Annotated in this window: 18 protein-coding genes and 2 pseudogenes; 4 read left to right on the forward strand and 16 right to left on the reverse strand. The window is 70.7% G+C overall.

The window, feature by feature from the left end:
- Positions 1-13: 13 nt before the first annotated feature.
- Entirely contained in the window at positions 14-595 is a 582-nt protein-coding gene (locus ACFVJQ_RS14200) for a hypothetical protein (protein ID WP_224738547.1), read from the reverse strand.
- Between the two features lie 164 nt (positions 596-759).
- Between ACFVJQ_RS14200 and ACFVJQ_RS14205 the strand changes: the two genes are divergently transcribed.
- A complete protein-coding gene (locus ACFVJQ_RS14205; RefSeq protein ID WP_385514858.1) occupies positions 760-1,293 on the forward strand; it encodes a hypothetical protein in 534 nt (177 codons plus the stop codon).
- 114 nt (positions 1,294-1,407) lie between these two features.
- Here ACFVJQ_RS14205 and ACFVJQ_RS14210 read toward each other — a convergent pair whose 3' ends face one another.
- The 4 genes from ACFVJQ_RS14210 to ACFVJQ_RS14225 all read right to left on the reverse strand — a co-directional run bounded on the left by ACFVJQ_RS14210 (position 1,408) and on the right by ACFVJQ_RS14225 (position 3,855).
- Positions 1,408-1,872: an SRPBCC family protein gene (locus ACFVJQ_RS14210; protein ID WP_385267929.1), complete on the reverse strand. Its 465-nt coding sequence runs from the start codon at positions 1,870-1,872 to the stop codon at positions 1,408-1,410.
- 176 nt (positions 1,873-2,048) lie between these two features.
- Positions 2,049-2,510, reverse strand: coding sequence for a DUF742 domain-containing protein (locus ACFVJQ_RS14215; protein ID WP_385783836.1), 462 nt, complete (start codon positions 2,508-2,510; stop codon positions 2,049-2,051).
- A gap of 273 nt (positions 2,511-2,783) precedes the next feature.
- Positions 2,784-3,140 (reverse strand): hypothetical protein, encoded by a 357-nt coding sequence (locus ACFVJQ_RS14220; RefSeq protein WP_385783670.1) that lies wholly within the window; start codon positions 3,138-3,140, stop codon positions 2,784-2,786.
- 361 nt (positions 3,141-3,501) lie between these two features.
- Positions 3,502-3,855, reverse strand: a complete 354-nt coding sequence (locus tag ACFVJQ_RS14225; RefSeq protein ID WP_385514856.1) for a VOC family protein — start codon at positions 3,853-3,855, stop codon at positions 3,502-3,504.
- Positions 3,856-3,961: 106 nt separating this feature from the next.
- Between ACFVJQ_RS14225 and ACFVJQ_RS14230 the strand changes: the two are divergent.
- Together ACFVJQ_RS14230 and ACFVJQ_RS14235 are read left to right on the forward strand one after the other, a co-directional pair.
- Positions 3,962-4,036: pseudogene (locus tag ACFVJQ_RS14230) on the forward strand (ATP-binding cassette domain-containing protein); the annotation flags it as partial.
- Between the two features lie 211 nt (positions 4,037-4,247).
- Complete coding sequence (locus ACFVJQ_RS14235) at positions 4,248-6,044, forward strand: hydrogenase maturation protein (protein ID WP_385783673.1); 1,797 nt, start codon at positions 4,248-4,250, stop codon at positions 6,042-6,044.
- A gap of 167 nt (positions 6,045-6,211) precedes the next feature.
- On the opposite strand, the gene ACFVJQ_RS14240 is transcribed toward ACFVJQ_RS14235, so the two are convergent.
- The 8 genes from ACFVJQ_RS14240 to ACFVJQ_RS14275 all read right to left on the reverse strand — a co-directional run bounded on the left by ACFVJQ_RS14240 (position 6,212) and on the right by ACFVJQ_RS14275 (position 12,794).
- Complete coding sequence (locus ACFVJQ_RS14240) at positions 6,212-6,376, reverse strand: hypothetical protein (protein WP_224737588.1); 165 nt, start codon at positions 6,374-6,376, stop codon at positions 6,212-6,214.
- Positions 6,377-6,425: 49 nt separating this feature from the next.
- Positions 6,426-6,632, reverse strand: coding sequence for a hypothetical protein (locus tag ACFVJQ_RS14245; protein WP_224737589.1), 207 nt, complete (start codon positions 6,630-6,632; stop codon positions 6,426-6,428).
- 65 nt (positions 6,633-6,697) lie between these two features.
- Positions 6,698-7,294: a DUF5947 family protein gene (locus tag ACFVJQ_RS14250; RefSeq protein WP_385514853.1), complete on the reverse strand. Its 597-nt coding sequence runs from the start codon at positions 7,292-7,294 to the stop codon at positions 6,698-6,700.
- Positions 7,291-7,899: a NifU family protein gene (locus ACFVJQ_RS14255; RefSeq protein ID WP_385514852.1), complete on the reverse strand. Its 609-nt coding sequence runs from the start codon at positions 7,897-7,899 to the stop codon at positions 7,291-7,293. Before ACFVJQ_RS14255 ends, ACFVJQ_RS14250 begins: the two co-directional genes overlap by 4 nt.
- Positions 7,892-9,691 carry a nickel-dependent hydrogenase large subunit gene (locus tag ACFVJQ_RS14260; protein ID WP_385514851.1) on the reverse strand — a complete coding sequence of 600 codons (1,800 nt, stop codon included), beginning with the start codon at positions 9,689-9,691 and terminating at the stop codon, positions 7,892-7,894. The genes ACFVJQ_RS14255 and ACFVJQ_RS14260 overlap by 8 nt, the downstream gene beginning before the upstream one ends.
- A gap of 88 nt (positions 9,692-9,779) precedes the next feature.
- A complete protein-coding gene (locus ACFVJQ_RS14265; protein ID WP_385514850.1) occupies positions 9,780-10,868 on the reverse strand; it encodes a hydrogenase expression protein HypE in 1,089 nt (362 codons plus the stop codon).
- Positions 10,865-11,128 (reverse strand): hypothetical protein, encoded by a 264-nt coding sequence (locus ACFVJQ_RS14270; RefSeq protein ID WP_385514849.1) that lies wholly within the window; start codon positions 11,126-11,128, stop codon positions 10,865-10,867. The genes ACFVJQ_RS14265 and ACFVJQ_RS14270 overlap by 4 nt, the downstream gene beginning before the upstream one ends.
- 1 nt (position 11,129) lies before the next feature.
- Positions 11,130-12,794 carry a hypothetical protein gene (locus ACFVJQ_RS14275; RefSeq protein WP_385783680.1) on the reverse strand — a complete coding sequence of 555 codons (1,665 nt, stop codon included), beginning with the start codon at positions 12,792-12,794 and terminating at the stop codon, positions 11,130-11,132.
- Positions 12,795-12,949: 155 nt separating this feature from the next.
- Between ACFVJQ_RS14275 and ACFVJQ_RS14280 the strand changes: the two are divergent.
- Positions 12,950-13,105: pseudogene (locus ACFVJQ_RS14280) on the forward strand (MFS transporter); the annotation flags it as partial.
- A gap of 76 nt (positions 13,106-13,181) precedes the next feature.
- Here ACFVJQ_RS14280 and ACFVJQ_RS14285 read toward each other — a convergent pair.
- The 3 genes from ACFVJQ_RS14285 to ACFVJQ_RS14295 all read right to left on the reverse strand — a co-directional run bounded on the left by ACFVJQ_RS14285 (position 13,182) and on the right by ACFVJQ_RS14295 (position 16,097).
- Complete coding sequence (locus ACFVJQ_RS14285; protein ID WP_385783839.1) at positions 13,182-14,702, reverse strand: PLP-dependent aminotransferase family protein; 1,521 nt, start codon at positions 14,700-14,702, stop codon at positions 13,182-13,184.
- Between the two features lie 64 nt (positions 14,703-14,766).
- On the reverse strand, positions 14,767-15,495 hold the full coding sequence (locus ACFVJQ_RS14290; protein ID WP_385514847.1) for a B3/4 domain-containing protein: 729 nt from the start codon (positions 15,493-15,495) through the stop codon (positions 14,767-14,769).
- Positions 15,492-16,097 carry a LysE family translocator gene (locus ACFVJQ_RS14295; protein WP_385514846.1) on the reverse strand — a complete coding sequence of 202 codons (606 nt, stop codon included), beginning with the start codon at positions 16,095-16,097 and terminating at the stop codon, positions 15,492-15,494. Before ACFVJQ_RS14295 ends, ACFVJQ_RS14290 begins: the two co-directional genes overlap by 4 nt.
- Positions 16,098-16,144 lie beyond the last annotated feature (47 nt).

The following is a 16,144-nucleotide window of genomic DNA, read 5'->3' on the forward strand; positions in this document are numbered from 1 at the left end:
TGGCAGGGGGCCTTCAGCGCGTGCCGGTCCAGTTGTGCGCCACGTCCACCACGACGCGATCGTTCAGCACCAGCACCCGGAAGGGCAGCCGCGCACGCACTCCGAGTCCGATCTGCGTCTCGCCCTCGAAGCTGCCGGCGAACCGTGCGTCCCTGAAGGTGCGGTACCCGGTGAGATCCACGCTCGGCAGCGGGCGCCCCGCCCGGCCGGGATACGTCGGCGCGCCAGTTTCGGGATCATAGCTGGGCGCGGCCACCCGCACCTCGAGCACGGCTCCGCCTCCGACGGGTATGGGGCGACCTGATCCGTCCTGGTGAAGGCGGTCGACGTACCTGACCGTGTAGCCGAGACCGCTGCTGCCCGCACCCGGGACATCGACGACCATACGGTCGTAGCAGGCCTGGCGGCCCGTCCTGACGTTCGTGACCGGCGCCGTCGTGGTCGAGGCACGAGCCTTGTCCACGCTGCCCCATCCGGTGGGGCACGCCGTGGCCGGTGCGGTGACGGCCGGGGCGGCTGCGATCGGAGCCGCCGCCACCACCGACGTGGCGCCCAGGAGCGCAAGTGTCACCCATGCTGTCGTTGTTCGCGCCATTGTGTCCCCCAAGGTGCGCATACGACTGTTATCAGATACGACACCCGAGATGGCTGAATGGTTGCGTCTTCTTGGGCGCGCCCTCGATCGCAGGAATGCGCGAACGATCGTGTCGTCGAGTCATACGATCACGCGCTGTCAAGTCCCGGAGGGATGGAGTGAGCGTGACCGACCTGTCCAGCGCGTCCAAGACCGTCCGCGTTCTCGAACTGTTGGCACATCTGGACCCCCGTCTGTGGGAGATCGTCAATCCGCGCCAGCCCGTGTTCAGCGGCGCCGTGGGTGTCCGCTCGGCGGAAGCCGGCGGGCTGAGCCTCAACCCGCAGCCGCTGCCGCCCCGCGAGGCCATGCTGTTCGCCATCCGTGACATGTCCTTGGCGGCGGCGGAAGCCACCATCGCCGCCAGCATGGCCGGCGGCGACCCTTCCGAAATTCTCAAGGAGGTCGGGGACGACCTGTGCCCCGATCCGCCCAGGATTCCCTGGCCGAAGAAGTGGCCGGTGCCGGTCCAGATGCAAGGACCGTTTCCCATCGACGCGACACGCGTCAAGCCCGTGGTCCAGGCCACGGCTGCCCTGGTCTTCCAGACCTACGCCGACCGCACCACGGACGAGGTACTGAGCACCTCTTTTGCCCGGCTGGCCGACCGTCTGCTGGAGACTGCCGTGAAGGCAGCACCCCCGACCCCGACACCGTGACCTGACACAGCCATGATGTGAGCTGGCGCAGGCAGACATAAGCCCCCTCACGCTGGTCCAACGGCCGGCAGTCAAGGGCCGTACGCCCAGCCGGATCGGCGTCGGCGGTCCGGGTCAGGAGGGTCCGGGCTTGATGCGTCCGCGCCAGGCTCCCGATTCACTTCCGCGGTGCTCGATGTAGTCCTTGAAGCGCCGCATGTCTCCCTTGATGCGGCGATCGATCACACCTGTCATGTCCGCGGCCTTCTCGGCGGCTCCGCTGGGTTCGACATCCATCACCAGTTCCACGCGAGTGTGCGTGTCATCGAGGCGCTGGAAGCGGACGCTGCCCTTCTGCTTGGTGTCGCCGCTTGTGGTACGCCAGGTGATCCGATCGTCGGGTACCTGGTCGACGATTTCGGTGTCGAACTCTCGCCGTACGCCACCGATCTTGGTGATCCAGTGGTTGTGGCGGTCATCGAGCTGCCTGACCTCCTCCACTCCCTCCATGAAGTTGGGGAACTCCTCGAACTGGGTCCACTGGTTGTAGGCGGTGCCGAGGGGGACCTCGACCTCGACAGATTCCTTGACGGCGCTCATCTCGTGCCTCCTTGGCAACCGATGGCGGCAGGCTGCCGACGCCCGCCGCGCAGATCTCGGCACACCACAGCGAGTACCCGAGGATCACGGCTTCACCGCAGTACGGCCGGCTGAATGAGCTCCCCGGTGCCGGACGGTCCGTCGGCCGCCCGCTGTCCAGCGAGGACGACGCTTCCCTAGAGGGCGCGAAGCCCGCTGAGCACCCGCTCGAGCAGCGTGACGTCGGGCCCGCCGTCGCCGGACTGCGTACTGCCGGGCTGGTGGACAGCCACGAGTCCGGCCTCGGCCAGGTCCGCGACAAGAACGTGGGCGACCCCGAGAGGAACGGGCAGCAGCGCGGAGATCTCCGCCACGGACCGCACCTCCCGGCACAGCTGGCAGATCCTGCGATGCTCGGGCAGTTGGTCGTTGAGCTGCGCGGGTTCCGCCGTGGTGTGCACCAGGGTCTCGATGGCCAGGTCATAGCGAGTCCGGGTCCGGCCGCGGGTCATGGCGTACGGGCGCACCAAGGGGCTGCGTCCGTGGCCCGCCGGGCTTCCCCGGCTGGACGGGGCGGGGTGGGGCGCGTGGCCGCCGGCCCAGTCGTCGTGGTGTGGCGACGGCATCAGACGGGCCTCGTCGAGGTGGTGCACGAGGATGCCGGGGAAGCGTTGTGCGTCCCCGGCGCAGTCTCGCCACTACGGCGTCTTGTCATCCCGCTCCGGGGTGTGCGGCGGGTGGGGCTCACTGAAGCTCACTTTCGGGTGCGGATCGGAAGGAGGGACGACGAGGCGGCGCGGGCGGGCCGACCGGGAGCCTGACCGGGACGGAAGATCTCCATCCGGACCGGGGCTCGTTCGACGCTCGCATGCCGGCGCCACCCGGCAGCAGCAGCCTGCCGATCCCTCGCCCTCCAAGGAGACCGGACGACTTCAGGCACGGTTCAGTCGCGCAGCGATCCCGTGGCCGATCAGCACATACATAGCGGCCGGCAGACCGTAATTGAGGATGGTACGCAGACCTTCTGTGTCCATTGTGAAAATATCCTGTGACCACCACGCCAGCCAATCTGCCGTTCCGTGCACAAACTCGACGAAGACATTGGATTGGTTGGCGTCGAGCAGATAGAGCAGGACCCACAGGAGCAGGAATCCGGCGGCGATATCGACGATGGTGCAGACGGCCAGGGCCACTCGCCGCGAGGTGGCCTCGCCCTGGTCGGAGCGCGTTGAGCCGCTCTGCTGCTGGTCGTAGGTCTGGTATCCGGGAACCGGGTCAGTACTGCGCACAGGAAGTCCCATCCGACGTATTGCTGGGGGAAAACGCCCGTACCGACACGATGCCCCACTTGCGGAGACATGCGATCGGTCGTCGGGCGGACGGGCCGTTTGCCCGCCCCCTATGTCTGCGCCATGCCGGTGCCGCCGTGTTACTCGCCCGCCGGGATATCCCAATTATGGGTACCTATTCCGGCACTTCCCTAAATTCTTGTGCCCGTTGTCAATTTTGCGGACGGCTGTTGCCGGTGGTCGACCATTGCCGGGAAGCCGATTCTCGGCCCGGCCAAGGAGGCGGCCACCTGCCAGGTGGTACTGCTGAAGATCAGCGCCGAGCACCCGCACCCCTGTACGAGCCTTGTGCGGCGGGCCGTCAGACGGTCGTCCCGACATCCTGGGCGAAGGTGATGACGTTGCCGGCGGGGTCGGAGATGGCTGCGACGCGGAACCCGCCGGGGGTGTCCTGGACGGGGCCCATGTCCACACCTCGCTCCGCGACAGCAGCAGCTTGGCCGTCGGCGTCGTCGACTCCCACCGTCAGCATGGCGGAGCCGGCGCGGTCGGGGTCGCGGAGCAATTGCATTGCCCCACCCTGGATGACCTGCCACTCCGCCAGGCCGTCCATGGGGTTGCGGTCGGCGGGGCGTCCCCAGAGGCGTTCGTACCAGCTGCGCGCAGCTTCAAAATCCACGACGGGCATAACCGCGTAGACGTTCGTGATTGCCATGGTGAGCACCCTTTGTCTGTTGTCCAACCATACGGACTATCTGTCATGTAATCGCAGACTTCATGCCGTGAGTTCACCTGATTCTTGCGAAATCGCATCCGGGAGTGGGCAGCAGCAGCGGGTGGCGATCGCCCGCGCGCTGGTCACCGAGCCGGACGCGGTCTTCGCCGACGAGCCGACTTCGGGGACCATGCGGTGACAGGAGCGTCCAGAGTCCTGCTGTGGCGCACCTTGACCTGGTCAATGCAACCGGGGCAGAAGAAACGGCGACAGACGGGTGGCTCCCGGCGGGCAGCAGACGGCGACCGGACGGAGGAACAGGCCGGGCGGAGGCGGAGAAACGCCGCGAGGATCCTTCCGGGCATCGGCCGAACTGGCGACACTGCCGCATCATGGACATTCTCCTCGTCGCGAGCGCGTTCAACAGCCTGTCCCAGCGCGTGTACGCCGAACTGTCCGACCTGGGGCACCGGGTGGACGCCGTACTCGCCTCCCACGGCGCGGCCGCGATCCGCACCGCGGTGGACGAGGTACGCCCGGAGCTGATCATTGCGCCGATGCTCAGGACGGCACTGCCCGAGGACGTCTGGCGCGAGCACAGCTGCCTCATCGTGCACCCGGGGCCGCCCGGGGACCGTGGTCCGTCATCCTTGGACTGGGCCATCGCCGAGGACGCGCCGCGGTGGGGGGTAACGGTTCTGCAGGCCGAGGCGGCGATGGACGCGGGCCCGGTCTGGGCGGCGGTGCCGTTCGAGGTGCCGCCGGTGGGCAAGAGCGACCTGTACCGCAACGAGGTCTCCGATGCCGCCGTCACTGCGCTCCTGCTGGCCGTGCGGCGGTACGGCGACAGCTCGTTCAAACCGCAGCCGCAGAGCGGCCCCTCGGTCCACGTGGTCTGGCGCGACCCCTTCCGCCAGGAGCTGCGGCGGATCGACTGGGAGGGCGACAGCACCGAGACGGTGCTGCGCAAGCTGCGCGGGGCCGACTCGCAGCCGGGGGTGCTCGACGAACTCCTCGGCCGGGAGGTGTTCCTGCACGGCGGGTACATCGAGGACGAACTGCGCGGACGCCCCGGAGAACTGCTCGCCACGCGCGCGGGTGCGGTGTGCCGGGCCACTCGGGACGGCGCGGTCTGGATCCCCGAGCTCAGACCGCGCAAGGCCTCCGGTGATCCGGCACCCTTCCGGCGCCCGGCGGCCTCCGTGCTCGCCTCGATCGCGGTTCCGTCCCACCCACAGGGCGGCATGCACGGCGTCCGGTCGCCGGAGGACGGCCTCCTCCGGCATACCGGTGACCGGCCGCCGTGGCTTCCGGAGGTGGCGGCCCCGATCGAGCCCGCCCCCGGACGGCAGACCTGGACCGACATCCGCTACCGGCAGCGCGGCGACATCGGGTTCCTGGCCTTCTCGTTCCCCGGCGGGGCCATGAGCACCGGCCAGTGCCGCAGGCTGCTCGCCGCGTACCGGTACGCGCTCGCCCGCCCCACCTCGGTGCTGGTGCTCGGTGGTACCCGCGACGTCTTCTCCAACGGCATCCACCTGAACGTCATCGAGGCATCCGCCGACCCGGCCGCGGAGTCCTGGACCAACCTCATCGCCATGAACAACCTGGTCGAGGCGGTGCTGCACACCACCGACCGGCTGGTGGTCGCGGCGCTCGGCGGCAACGCGGCCGCGGGTGGTGCCATGCTCGCCCTCGCCGCCGACGAGGTGTGGTGCCGCACCGGCGCAGTCCTCAATCCGCACTACCGGCGGATGGGCCTGTACGGGTCGGAGTTCTGGACGTACACGCTGCCGCGCCGGGTGGGCCCCGAGACGGCCGAGCAGCTGACGACCCAGGCCCTGCCGGTGAGCGCCGCGACGGCCGCCGACATCGGACTGGTGGACCGTCTGGTGCCGGTCCCCGCGCAGGACTTCACCGCCGAGGTGGACCGGCTGGCGACGGCGCTCGCCGCCACCCCGGACCTCGGACGGCGGATCGCGGCCAAGGAGGCGGCACGTCGACGCGACGAGGCGGCACAGCCGCTCGCGGCGTACCAGCAGGAGGAACTGGCCCGTATGCGCGGCATCATCTTCGATCCCGCCGCCCCTTACCACGCGTTGCGCTCCGCCTTCGTCCGCAAGACGCCGAGCGGCTTGGCCCGGCCGCTGGCTCTGGTCGGCGAACCGGTCGACGGAGGCAGCCGGTGAGCTCTCCCCGCCCGGCTCCTGATGGCGGGCGTCGGCAACATGTCGGCGGCCCGCGGGTTGCCGGCCGCCGGGCGGGTCGTCACCGTCAAGGGCGTCGGCGGAGCTCGCCGACGGGCCGGGCCGCGGCGAGGGCGGTGCCGGCCTGTTCCACGGTCGTGATCGACAGCTCATGCACGCTTGGCTCGGAGGGGGTTGCCGGGGCCGGGGCGGAAGCCGGCCATGCGCCACAGCCGGACCTCCCGCACGATTCCCGGGAACTCCGCGATCAGCAGCGCCAGGGCCGCTCCGCCCAGCACCGCCGCCTCCGCCATCAGAATCCGTTTGGCGTTCATCGCCGCTCCTGCTCGCTCGTGTTCCTCGTGCCGTGCCCGTCCGCCGGGATCAGCCCGGGGAGATGCTCGGCATGCTCTCCATGACCCTGTTGTGCCGCTTCCAGTGGATCCCGGTGGAGCGGCGCGCGTCGGCGGTACCGTCCGGGTGATGCCCGGTCTGGTGGTGACGTGGACCCCTGTTGCCCTGGTGGAGGCCCCTGACGTGAGTGGGCGTGGTGGGCTTCGCCTGGGGCCTGCCGACCTTGATCGTGCCCATGCCGTGCTCCTTTCCCTTGGTGCTCTGCCGCGGGGCCGCGGTGGCGGCTCCGGTCGCCGCGCAGGTCACGGCCGTTCGGCCAGCCCGGCGAAGAACTCCTCGACGGCGGGCCAGACGCGGCCGCCACCGGACAGCCCCCGCCACTCCCGGCGGACGAGAGCGACCAGCCGGAAGCACTCGTCGACCGGCACGATCCAGTGGTGTCGCAGGTCTCGGGCGGTGTTCACCAACAGTGCCTCGACCCCGGGTACCACGCCCGCGAGATCCGGACACCGCGCCACCGCCTCCTGCCATGCCGAGGCATCCACCTCCCACCGGGTAGCCCCCGCCGGGCTCGGGTAGTGCGCGACGACCGTGCCGTCCTCGCGGGGCACGAAGAACGCCAGCCCGACGGGCACTCCGAGTGGCCCGGTCTCGATCGGCGGCAGCTTCCGCCGCCGCTGCGGGATCAGCCGGTACTGGCCGTCACCCGCCCCGTTCTCCGCGAACAGCACCGAGCACGCCGGGCAGGTGCACACCGCCTCCTCGCGGCCGGTGTCGTACAGATGCCGGTGGTCGTCCGCGAGCGGCGCGGCGCACAGCTCGCACCGCTCCTCGGTGCCACCCGTCCGCCGGTCGGCGGAGGAGCGGATGAGCGCGGCCAGGGCGCCGCCGGCGCTCATGTCGCCGCCTGTGGCCGGGCGGTCCGGCGCAGCAGCGCGTCGACGGGGACGAACGCGGGTGGCCGGGACTCCGTCTCCGGCACTGTTTCGACCGCCGTCAGCTCCGGCGCTGCGGCGAGCACGGCCTCCCGGACGGCTCCCTCGACCCCGAAGGAGGCCGAGCCGCATCCGGAGCCGCATCCGGCGGTGCGCAGCCGCACGCGGGCGGTCTGTCCCTCGACAGCGTCCAGTGTCACGTCACCGCCGCGCTCCTGCACGACGGGCCGCAGCCGCTCGACGGCGCGGGCGGCGCGGCGCTCGGGTGGCTCGGGGTGCAGGTCGTGCAGCACCAGCAGGTGGTCGAGGAGTTCGTCCTCGGCCAGGCGCCCGGCCAGGGCGGCGTCCGCGTGGTCCAGGACCCGGGCCAGCGCCTCGCCGTAGACCTCGGTGAGCACACGGATGGCCTCGACGGCCGCCTGCGCCATGGGCCCGGGCGCGATCTGCACCTTCTCCAGCAGCTCGTCGATGCGGGCGATCCGCGCCGCCACCTCGCCGTCGTCCAGCCGGGGGGCCGGACCGGCGCCGTCACGCGGTTCCGCGACCGCCGCGCGGCCGGGCTCAGCCATGGGACGCCCCATAGGTGGGGGAGTGCATCGTGGTGAGCGTCTTCCCCTTGCCCAGGTACATGTGAACACCGCAGGGCAGGCAGGGATCGAAGCTGCGCACGGTGCGCATGATGTCGACGCCCTTGAAGTCCTCCGGCCCGTTTTCCTCGAAGACGGGCTGACCCTGGACGGCGTCCTCGTAGGGGCCGGGGGTGCCGTAGCTGTCGCGCGGGCTGGCGTTCCAGGGGGTCGGCGGATACGGGTGGTAGTTGGCGATCTTCCTGTCCTTGATCACCAGATGGTGCGAGAGGACCCCGCGCACCGCCTCGTGGAAGCCGACGCCGATGGCCTCGTCGGGCACCTCGAAGTCCTGGAACACCTTCGTCTCGCCGGCTCGCATCATCTGCATCGCCTCCTCCAGGAACTGGAGGGCCATGGCCGCGGCGTAGGCGACGAAGTAGGGCCGGGCGCGGTCCCGTTCGATGGTGTTGCTCCACTTCGGGATGTGCCACTCCAGTGTCGTCTCCGGCAGCTTCTCGCTCTTCGGCAGCGAGATCCGCACGCTGTGCCCGGTGGCCTTCACATACGGGGTGTCGACCAGGCCGCTCAGGGCCGTGGACCACAGCCGGGCGAGCGGGCCGCCGCCGGTGTCGAGGGGGAGGTGGGAGTCGCTGTCCCGGTGGTACCAGCGCGGGCTCATCACCCAGCTGTACTTGGCGTCGAAGTCGCGCTTCTGGGGCACCGGCACGGTGGTCTGGTTCCACGGGTGGCGCATGTCGACCGGGTTGCCGAGCGGGTCGTGGGTGACGAAGGGCTCCTGGCCCTCCCAGTCCTCGTAGTAGGAGCTGCCCAGCAGGATGCGCAAGCCGAGGTTGATGTCGACGAGGTTGTTGGTGACCAGTTCGCCGTCGAGGATGATGCCGGGGGTGACGTACATGGCCTTGCCCCAGTCGTTCATGTTCTCGTAGCGGTAGTCGACGACGGCCGGATCCTGCCAGGCGCCCCAGCAGCCGAGCATGATGCGGCGGCGGCCCACCTCCTCGTAGCCGGGCAGCGCCTCGTAGAAGAAGTCGAAGACGTCGTCGTTCAGCGCCACGGCCTCCTTGACGAAGTCGATGACTCTCATCAGGCGCGACAGGTAGTCGGTGAAGGTGTTCGGCTGCGGCATCGTGCCGACGCCGGCGGGATACATCGTCGACGGATGGACGTGGCGCCCCTCCATCAGACAGAACATCTCGCGGGTGATGCGGCTGACTTTCAGGGCCTCCCTGTACACCTCACCCTCGAAGGGGTTGAAGGCGCGCATGATGTCGGCGATGGTCCGGTAGCCGTGGATGTCCCCGCGGGGTGCTGCGGTCCGCTCGGCGCGGGCCAGCACGCTCGGGTTGGTGGCCTTGACCATCGCTTCGCAGAAGTCGACGAAGACGAGGTTGTCCTGGAAGATCGTGTGGTCGAACATGTACTCGGCGGCCTCGCCGAGGTTCATGATGTGTTCCGCCAGCGGCGGCGTCTTCACGCCGTAGGCCATCTGCTGGGCGTAGTTGGAGCACGTGGTGTGATTGTCGCCGCAGATGCCGCAGATGCGAGAGGTGATGAAGCCCGCGTCGCGCGGATCCTTGCCCTTCATGAACACCGAGTAGCCGCGGAAGAGGGACGAGGTGCTGTGGCACTCCACCACTTCCTGGTTGGCGAAGTCGATCTTCGTGTAGATGCCGAGGTTGCCGATGATCCGGGTGATCGGGTCCCAGGACATGTCCACGATCTGCGGAGGTTTGCGCTCGGCGGCCCGGCTCCGGTCCTCGGTTGTGGTCATGTGCGTTCCTGTTCTCGCTGCTCGATGCGTTGGACGGGGACGAGTGCTGCGGGGGATGCGGCCCGGCATGGGGGTGCCGGGCCACAGGTCACGGGCGCCAGTAGGGGTCGTAGCCGGAGGTGAGCACCGGCTTGTTGTGGTGCCACTTCGGCTCGCGGTTGACGACGGCGTTGGTGATGCCGCGCATCCGTCGGATGAAAGCCCCGTAGGGCTTGACCATGAGGGAGGAGAAGCTGCCGCCGGGCGGCTCGTCCATGAACGGCATGAACGCGTCGGGGAAGCCGGGCATGGTGCAGCCGATGCAGATGCCGCCGACATTCGGGCATCCGCCGATCCCCGCCATCCAGCCGCGCTTGGGCACGTTGCAGTTGACGACGGGTCCCCAGCAGCCCACTTTCACCTGACATTTGGGGGAGTTGTAGTCCCGGGCGAAGTCGGCCTGCTCGTAGTACGCCGCGCGGTCGCAGCCCTCGTGCACGGTTTTCCCGAACAGCCACTGCGGGCGCAGCATCTGGTCCAGCGGGGGCGGCGGGGCCGCCCCGGCCGCGTGGTAGAGGACCCAGACCAGGGTCTCCATGAAGTTCTCCGGCTGGATCGGGCAGCCGGGGACGTTGACGATCGGCAGGCCGCCCTGCGTCAGAAAGTCCCAGCCGAGGTAGTCGGCCAGGCCCATGCTGCCGGTGGGGTTGCCCGCCATCGCGTGGATGCCGCCGTACGTGGCGCAGGTACCGGCGGCGACCACCGCCCACGCCTTCGGGGCCAGCCGGTCGATCCACCAGTTGAGGGTCAGCGGTTCACCGGTCTCCAGGTCGTTGCCGAACGACGTCCAGTACCCGTCGCCCTCGATGATGTTCTGGTTCGGGATCGAGCCCTCGATGACCAGGATGAACGGCGAGAGCTCGCCGCGGACCGCCGCGCGGTACGGTGCGAGGAAGTCCTCGCCGCCGAGGCTCGGCGAGAGCACCTTGTTGTGCAGGTTCACCTTCGGCAGGCCCGGGATGAGTCCCAGGACCAGGTCCTCGATCGCGGGCTGGCCGGCCGCGGTGAACGACACCGAGTCGCCGTCGCAGCTCATCCCCTCGGAAATCCAGAGGATGGTGATCTCTTCGAAGCCTTCGCGCGCCTCGGCGCGGCTCGGCTCGGTGGCAACGTCGTGCGTGCCGCTGTCCATGGTCATGTCGTGGGCCTCCGGTGCAGTCGGTCCCCGAGTCGGTTGTGCGCCGCGGTCACCGGCCCGGCGAGCGCGGGCGGACGGTCCTGGGCGTAAGGGTGCAGCCGGGCCGGTGCGGTCCGTCCGCCGAGGCGGTCGTCGGTCAACTCATCACCGTCGGGCAGCAGTTCCGCGGCGACCGGGTGGGTCATCCGCTCTGCCGGCGTCGCGCGCTCGGACAGCCCGGGAAACAGCCGGTCGACCATCCGTTGGTCCAGTGCCGGCATCTCAGGCCCGTTCATCGGACCGTCCGGTCCCCGGCCCGTCGGCCGGCCGGCCGCGCCGTTCTTGCGGCGGCCGGGATGGCTCGAGCGGCTCCGCCCGCCCCACGGCGTTGGGGGCCACCAGGGGCTCCAGGGGCTCGAGTTCGTCGGGCCGGAAGTAGTGGAAGCGGCCGTACCAGCCGTTCAGTTCGGCCGCGGGATCGTCGTCCAGCGTCACGGCGAGGTGCACGCTGTCGCCCACGTCGTGGAAGACGGCCGTGACCCGTGCGTTCCGCCCGGCCAGGAACATGTCCTGGGCGTCGGCACCCCGGCCCCGCGGGCGGAGCCGTACCCGGCTGCCGCCGCCCACTGGTACGCCGTCGATCGGCACCGTGTCGGTCGTAGGGGACAGACCGTCGTCGGCGCCCTCCTGCCACCAGGCGGGCCGGTCGGCCGTGGGGGCGGACGCGGGCCCGGGTGAAGTCGTGGGTGCGGTGGCCGACGAGAGCGGGGCGGGGTCCGGCGGGGTGGCAGGGGTCAGTGATCGGATGGTGCCGTGCAGCCGGGCGAAGACCTCCGGCGGCATGGTCTCCACCCGGTCCAGGATCTGGGCGGCACGCGGGTCGGTGGCCCGCGCCTCGCGCTTCTCCTGGTCGGTCAGCAACAGCGTGCGCAGCGTCAGGATCTCGTCGATCTCCGCGGCGTCGTGCAGGTCGCCCGGGCTCTCCGGTGCCACCTGCGGGTTGTCGGGCAGGATGATCGGCGAGGAGATGAGGGTGGGGCCGCAGGCTCCGTCCCGGGCGCCTGTGGAGGTGTGTTCACCCGGGGCGTCCTCGGACGGTGGTCCGCCGAGGACGGGGAACGTAAACGCGTTGTGGCACGCTCGGGCGGGTCCGAGCAGATCCGCCGGCGGGTCGATCAGCGAGATGAACTCCACGCCGTCGCCACCGACCAGCGTGTGCGTCGCGATGAGCGCGCCATGCAGCGCCTCGTCGCGAACGGCCCGCGGGTCCGGTGCCGGCCCCGTGTTCTCGGTACGGATCCGAAGACGGCAGACGTCGTCCCCGAGCCGCTCGGCGACGACGGCGGTGCTCGCGCGCACGGTGGCGCGCCGCCGTACCACGCGCCCGGCGCCCCCAGGGAGCTCTTCCCTCTCCTCTCCGGCGGGCGCGCCGACCGGAAAGGCGGACTCCTGCCTGAGCAGGTCCTCCAGGCGTACGACGAGGTCCGTCTCGCGCGGTACCGCCTTGTCGAAGGTCAGGTGCACCGTGCTGTCGTCCATGCGCAGCGACTCGACCGGACGGTGCCTCCCGTCCCGGCCGGCCTCCTCCACCTGCTTGTGCTGCACCTGCAGGTACCGCACCCGCACGCGCACCACCGCCTCCGGCTGCCGGACCCGCAGCAGGCACTCGGTCTGCTGGTACCACGAGTCGGCAGACCCCGAGATCCCGGGAGTGACGGGGCCCTCCCGCTCCACCCAGTCACGGGGGAAAAGCACGCCGAACTGCCAGCGCACCCGGTTCTTGGACGACGAACGGCGGTAGGGGTAGAGCAGGTAGCCCTCGTACAGAACGGCCTCGGCGACCGCGCTCAACTGATCGAAGTCACACCCTGGGCACTGCGGGGGCACGGCCGTACTCGCTGCTGCGACAGCGCACGCGACGTCATTGTCGACTTCGGCCTGCGGCATTCCGCCTCCTGCGATCCGTATATCTGCCTAACTCCTCCCACACCATGACATTCCTCATGCATGCACACCCGGCCAGCGCGGCGGAATTGGGCTCTTCAGGGGGATGGAGGGCACCCAGGCGCGGGCAGCGACCGGGAACGCTCAGGGAGAGGTGGTGGGGCCGTATCCCGCCCGGCGGTCTGATCGCCGGGGCAGCGGTAGCAGCCGTCGGACTGGTGCCGGTACTGCCGGCCGGCGGGGTCGCGCACTTCCTCACCACGAACCTGACCGGGCTGCGCCCGGAATGGCGCGAGATGGACCGCACGCGGGGGCGCGACTCCCGACACCGCAGACCGAGAACGGAAGACACTCGGTCAACCAGCAGGAACCGTTCCTGGAGACTGACGTTCAGGCCAGCTCACGCAGCGCCTCGCCGATCGCCGCCACTCCTTCCGCGATGCTGCCCGTCGGGCTCGCGGCGTAGCCGAGGACGAGGCCGGGGCGGCCGGGCTGTTGCCGGTGCCATGACAGCGGCTGGCATTTCACGCCCCGGGCCAGTGCTGCGGCGGCGAGTTCGGTGTCGGGGACCTCGGGCGCGTAGGTGAGGGTCAGATGCAGGCCGGCCGCCGCGCCGTGCACATGTGCGCCCGGCAGGTGTGCGGTGATGGCGTCGATCATCGCGTCGCGGCGGCGGCGGTGCCGGCCACGCAGCAGCCGCAGGTGCCTGTCGAGGGCGCCGGACTCCATCAGGTGGGCGAGAACGAGCTGCGGCAGCACGGCGTTGCCCAGGTCGGCGAAGCGTTTCGCGTCGGTGAGAGCGTCGCGGTAGCGGGGCGGCGGCACCATCCAGCCGATCCGCAGGGCGGGCGCGAGCAGCTTGGACACGCTGCCCATGTAGCAGACCTGGTCGGCCAGCAGCGCGCGCAGCGCGGGCACCGGCGGCCGGTCGTAGCGGTGTTCGGCGTCGTAGTCGTCCTCCAGGATCAGTCCGCCGTCCTGCGCCCAGTGCAGCAGCTCGCGGCGCCGCTCGCCGCTGGTGACCACGCCGGTGGGGAACTGGTGGGCGGGGGTGAGCAGGACGGCGCGCGCTGCGCTCGCGTGCAGCGCGTCGACGCGGACGCCGTCGTCGTCCACCGGTACCGGTGGGGTGGCCAGGCCTCCGTTCTGCAGGTGTTGGCGGGTGCCGAGCGAGCCCGGGTCCTCCACCGCCACGCCGTCGATGCCGTCTGCGCCCAGCACGGGGTGGAGCAGGGTGAGCGCCTGTGCGGTGCCGGCGACGATCAGCACCTCGTCCGGCTCCACCCGGATGCCGCGGCTGTGTGCCAGCCAGTCGGCGACGGCGCGGCGCAGCCGCGGGGCGCCGCGCGGGTCGCCGTAGCCGAGGTGGTCGACGGACAACTCGGCCAGTACGGCCCGTTCGGCACGCACCCAGGCCGCGCGGGGGAACGCGGCAAGGTCGGGCTGGCCGGGGGTGAAGTCGACACGGGCGTGGGCGGCGCGCAGCGCGTCGAAGACGTCAGCGCCGGGCGCGCGGGCGAACAGCGCGCCCGGCGGGGCGCTCCGCTCGCCGCCGCCGTCGCGGAGCGGGCCGGGTGCGCCGGGCGGCCTCGTCCGTGCGGGTGTTGCTGGTGGCGCGAGGGGAGCGGCCACCACGACCGTGCCGCCGCGGCGGCGCCCCTCGACATGGCCGTCCTCCGTCAGTTGCCGGTACGCCTCGGTGATCGCACCGCGCGACAGGCGCAGTTCGGCGGCGAGGACCCGGGTGGGCGGCAGCCTGCTGCCCACCGCCAGCCGGCCGTCCGCTATCGCCTGCCGCAGCCGCCCCGCCAGCCAGTCCGCCTTGCCGCCTGCGGGCACCTCTCGCGCGTCCAGCTGCAGGAAGTCGGAGCCGTACACGGCAGACCTGTCGTCCGCCGGCACCTCTGCCATCCCGCTGCCCTCTCCGGTCCCGTTCCTGCTGCTCACTTGGCCCATCGTGCCATCGGCCGCGGTGTCACCCGAGCGTCGGCCGGACCCGGTCACCGAACGTGAACTCCGGTGTGGACGGGGTCAGGACGGCGGTGACGGGGTCGACGGGCCAGTGTGCGGCGAGTTCCTCGGCGAGCGCCTTCAGCAGCTCCGGTACGGCCTGCGCGCCGCCCTCGTGCATCGCCTCGGCCACCACGAGGATCCGGTTGGTGTGCTCACCGACCGCCGAGTGGCCGCTCTGCCGGTTGGTCCAGCGGCGGGCGTGGGCCCGTCCGGCGGAGTCGGCGAAGGTCACCTCGCCGGGCGCGGGATGCTCGGCCCCGCCGCCGAAGGCCGTGTAGTGCTCGTCACCGACGGCGTAGCGGACCTCGAGCAGCGGGCCCGCGATGCGGTCGGCGTCCAGGACCGCCACCGGGACGGCATACGCCACCGAGAGGGCGTTGCACAGGTCGACCACCGGGTGGATACGCGGCAGTGTTCCCTCCTTGCGCAGCCGCCGCAGCAGCGCCTCCGCGGCGCACCGGTACTGCGTCGGCCTGAGCCCCATCCTGGCGAACGCCCGCCGCCAGGCGAGCACTTCGGGGAAGGTGCCCTCGGTGGCGTCGGCCAGCCGGTCCGCGGCGCGGGCCGTCCACGCGGCCACCCGCTCGCCGACGTCCGTGGCGGCCCCGACGCCGGTGGCGCACAGCGCGCCGGCGGTGAGTTCGGGATAGTCGCGCCAGATGGCATCCGCGTGCCGGAAACGCATGCTCATGCCACCGCCAGCCGCACGCTCAGGCCCACGAAACAGGCGGCGAACACCCCGCGGATTCCCCTTCTCAGCTTCGGCCGGGCCAGAACCTGACTGCGCACGGCGGCGGCGCACATCCCGTACGCGGCGAAGACGACGAAGGTGACCAGCATGAACACTGTGCTGAGCCGGAGCATCACTCCCAGGGAGCCTGGCTCGCCCGCGGGGACGAACTGCGGCAGAAACGCCACGAAGAACATCGTCAGCTTCGGGTTGAGCAGGTTGACCAGCACCCCGGAGGCGATCACGCGGCCCGCCGAACGCGGCTCGGCCCCCGCCTCGACGACCAGCGCATCGTCATCGCGCAGCGTCGCCCACGCCATGTACAGCAGGTAGCCGACACCGAGGTACTTCACCACCTCGAAGGCGACCGCACTGGCGTGCAGCAGTGCAGCGAGACCGGTGATCGTCGCCACCAGATGCGGCACGACGCCCAGAGTGCAGCCGAGCGCGGCGACCACACTCGCCCGCCGGCCGTGGGACAGCCCGGCAGCGAGGGTGTACACCACGCCGGTGCCGGGGGTGACCACCACCACGAGGGTGGTCAGCAGGAACGCGATATTCAACGGGACATCTCCACAGGGGTTCAAGGCCAGGGCCTCTCACCGTGCCC

The sequence above is a fragment of the Streptomyces sp. NPDC127197 genome (assembly GCF_042672405.1).
Taxonomy (GTDB): Bacteria; Actinomycetota; Actinomycetes; order Streptomycetales; family Streptomycetaceae; genus Streptomyces; species Streptomyces flavusporus.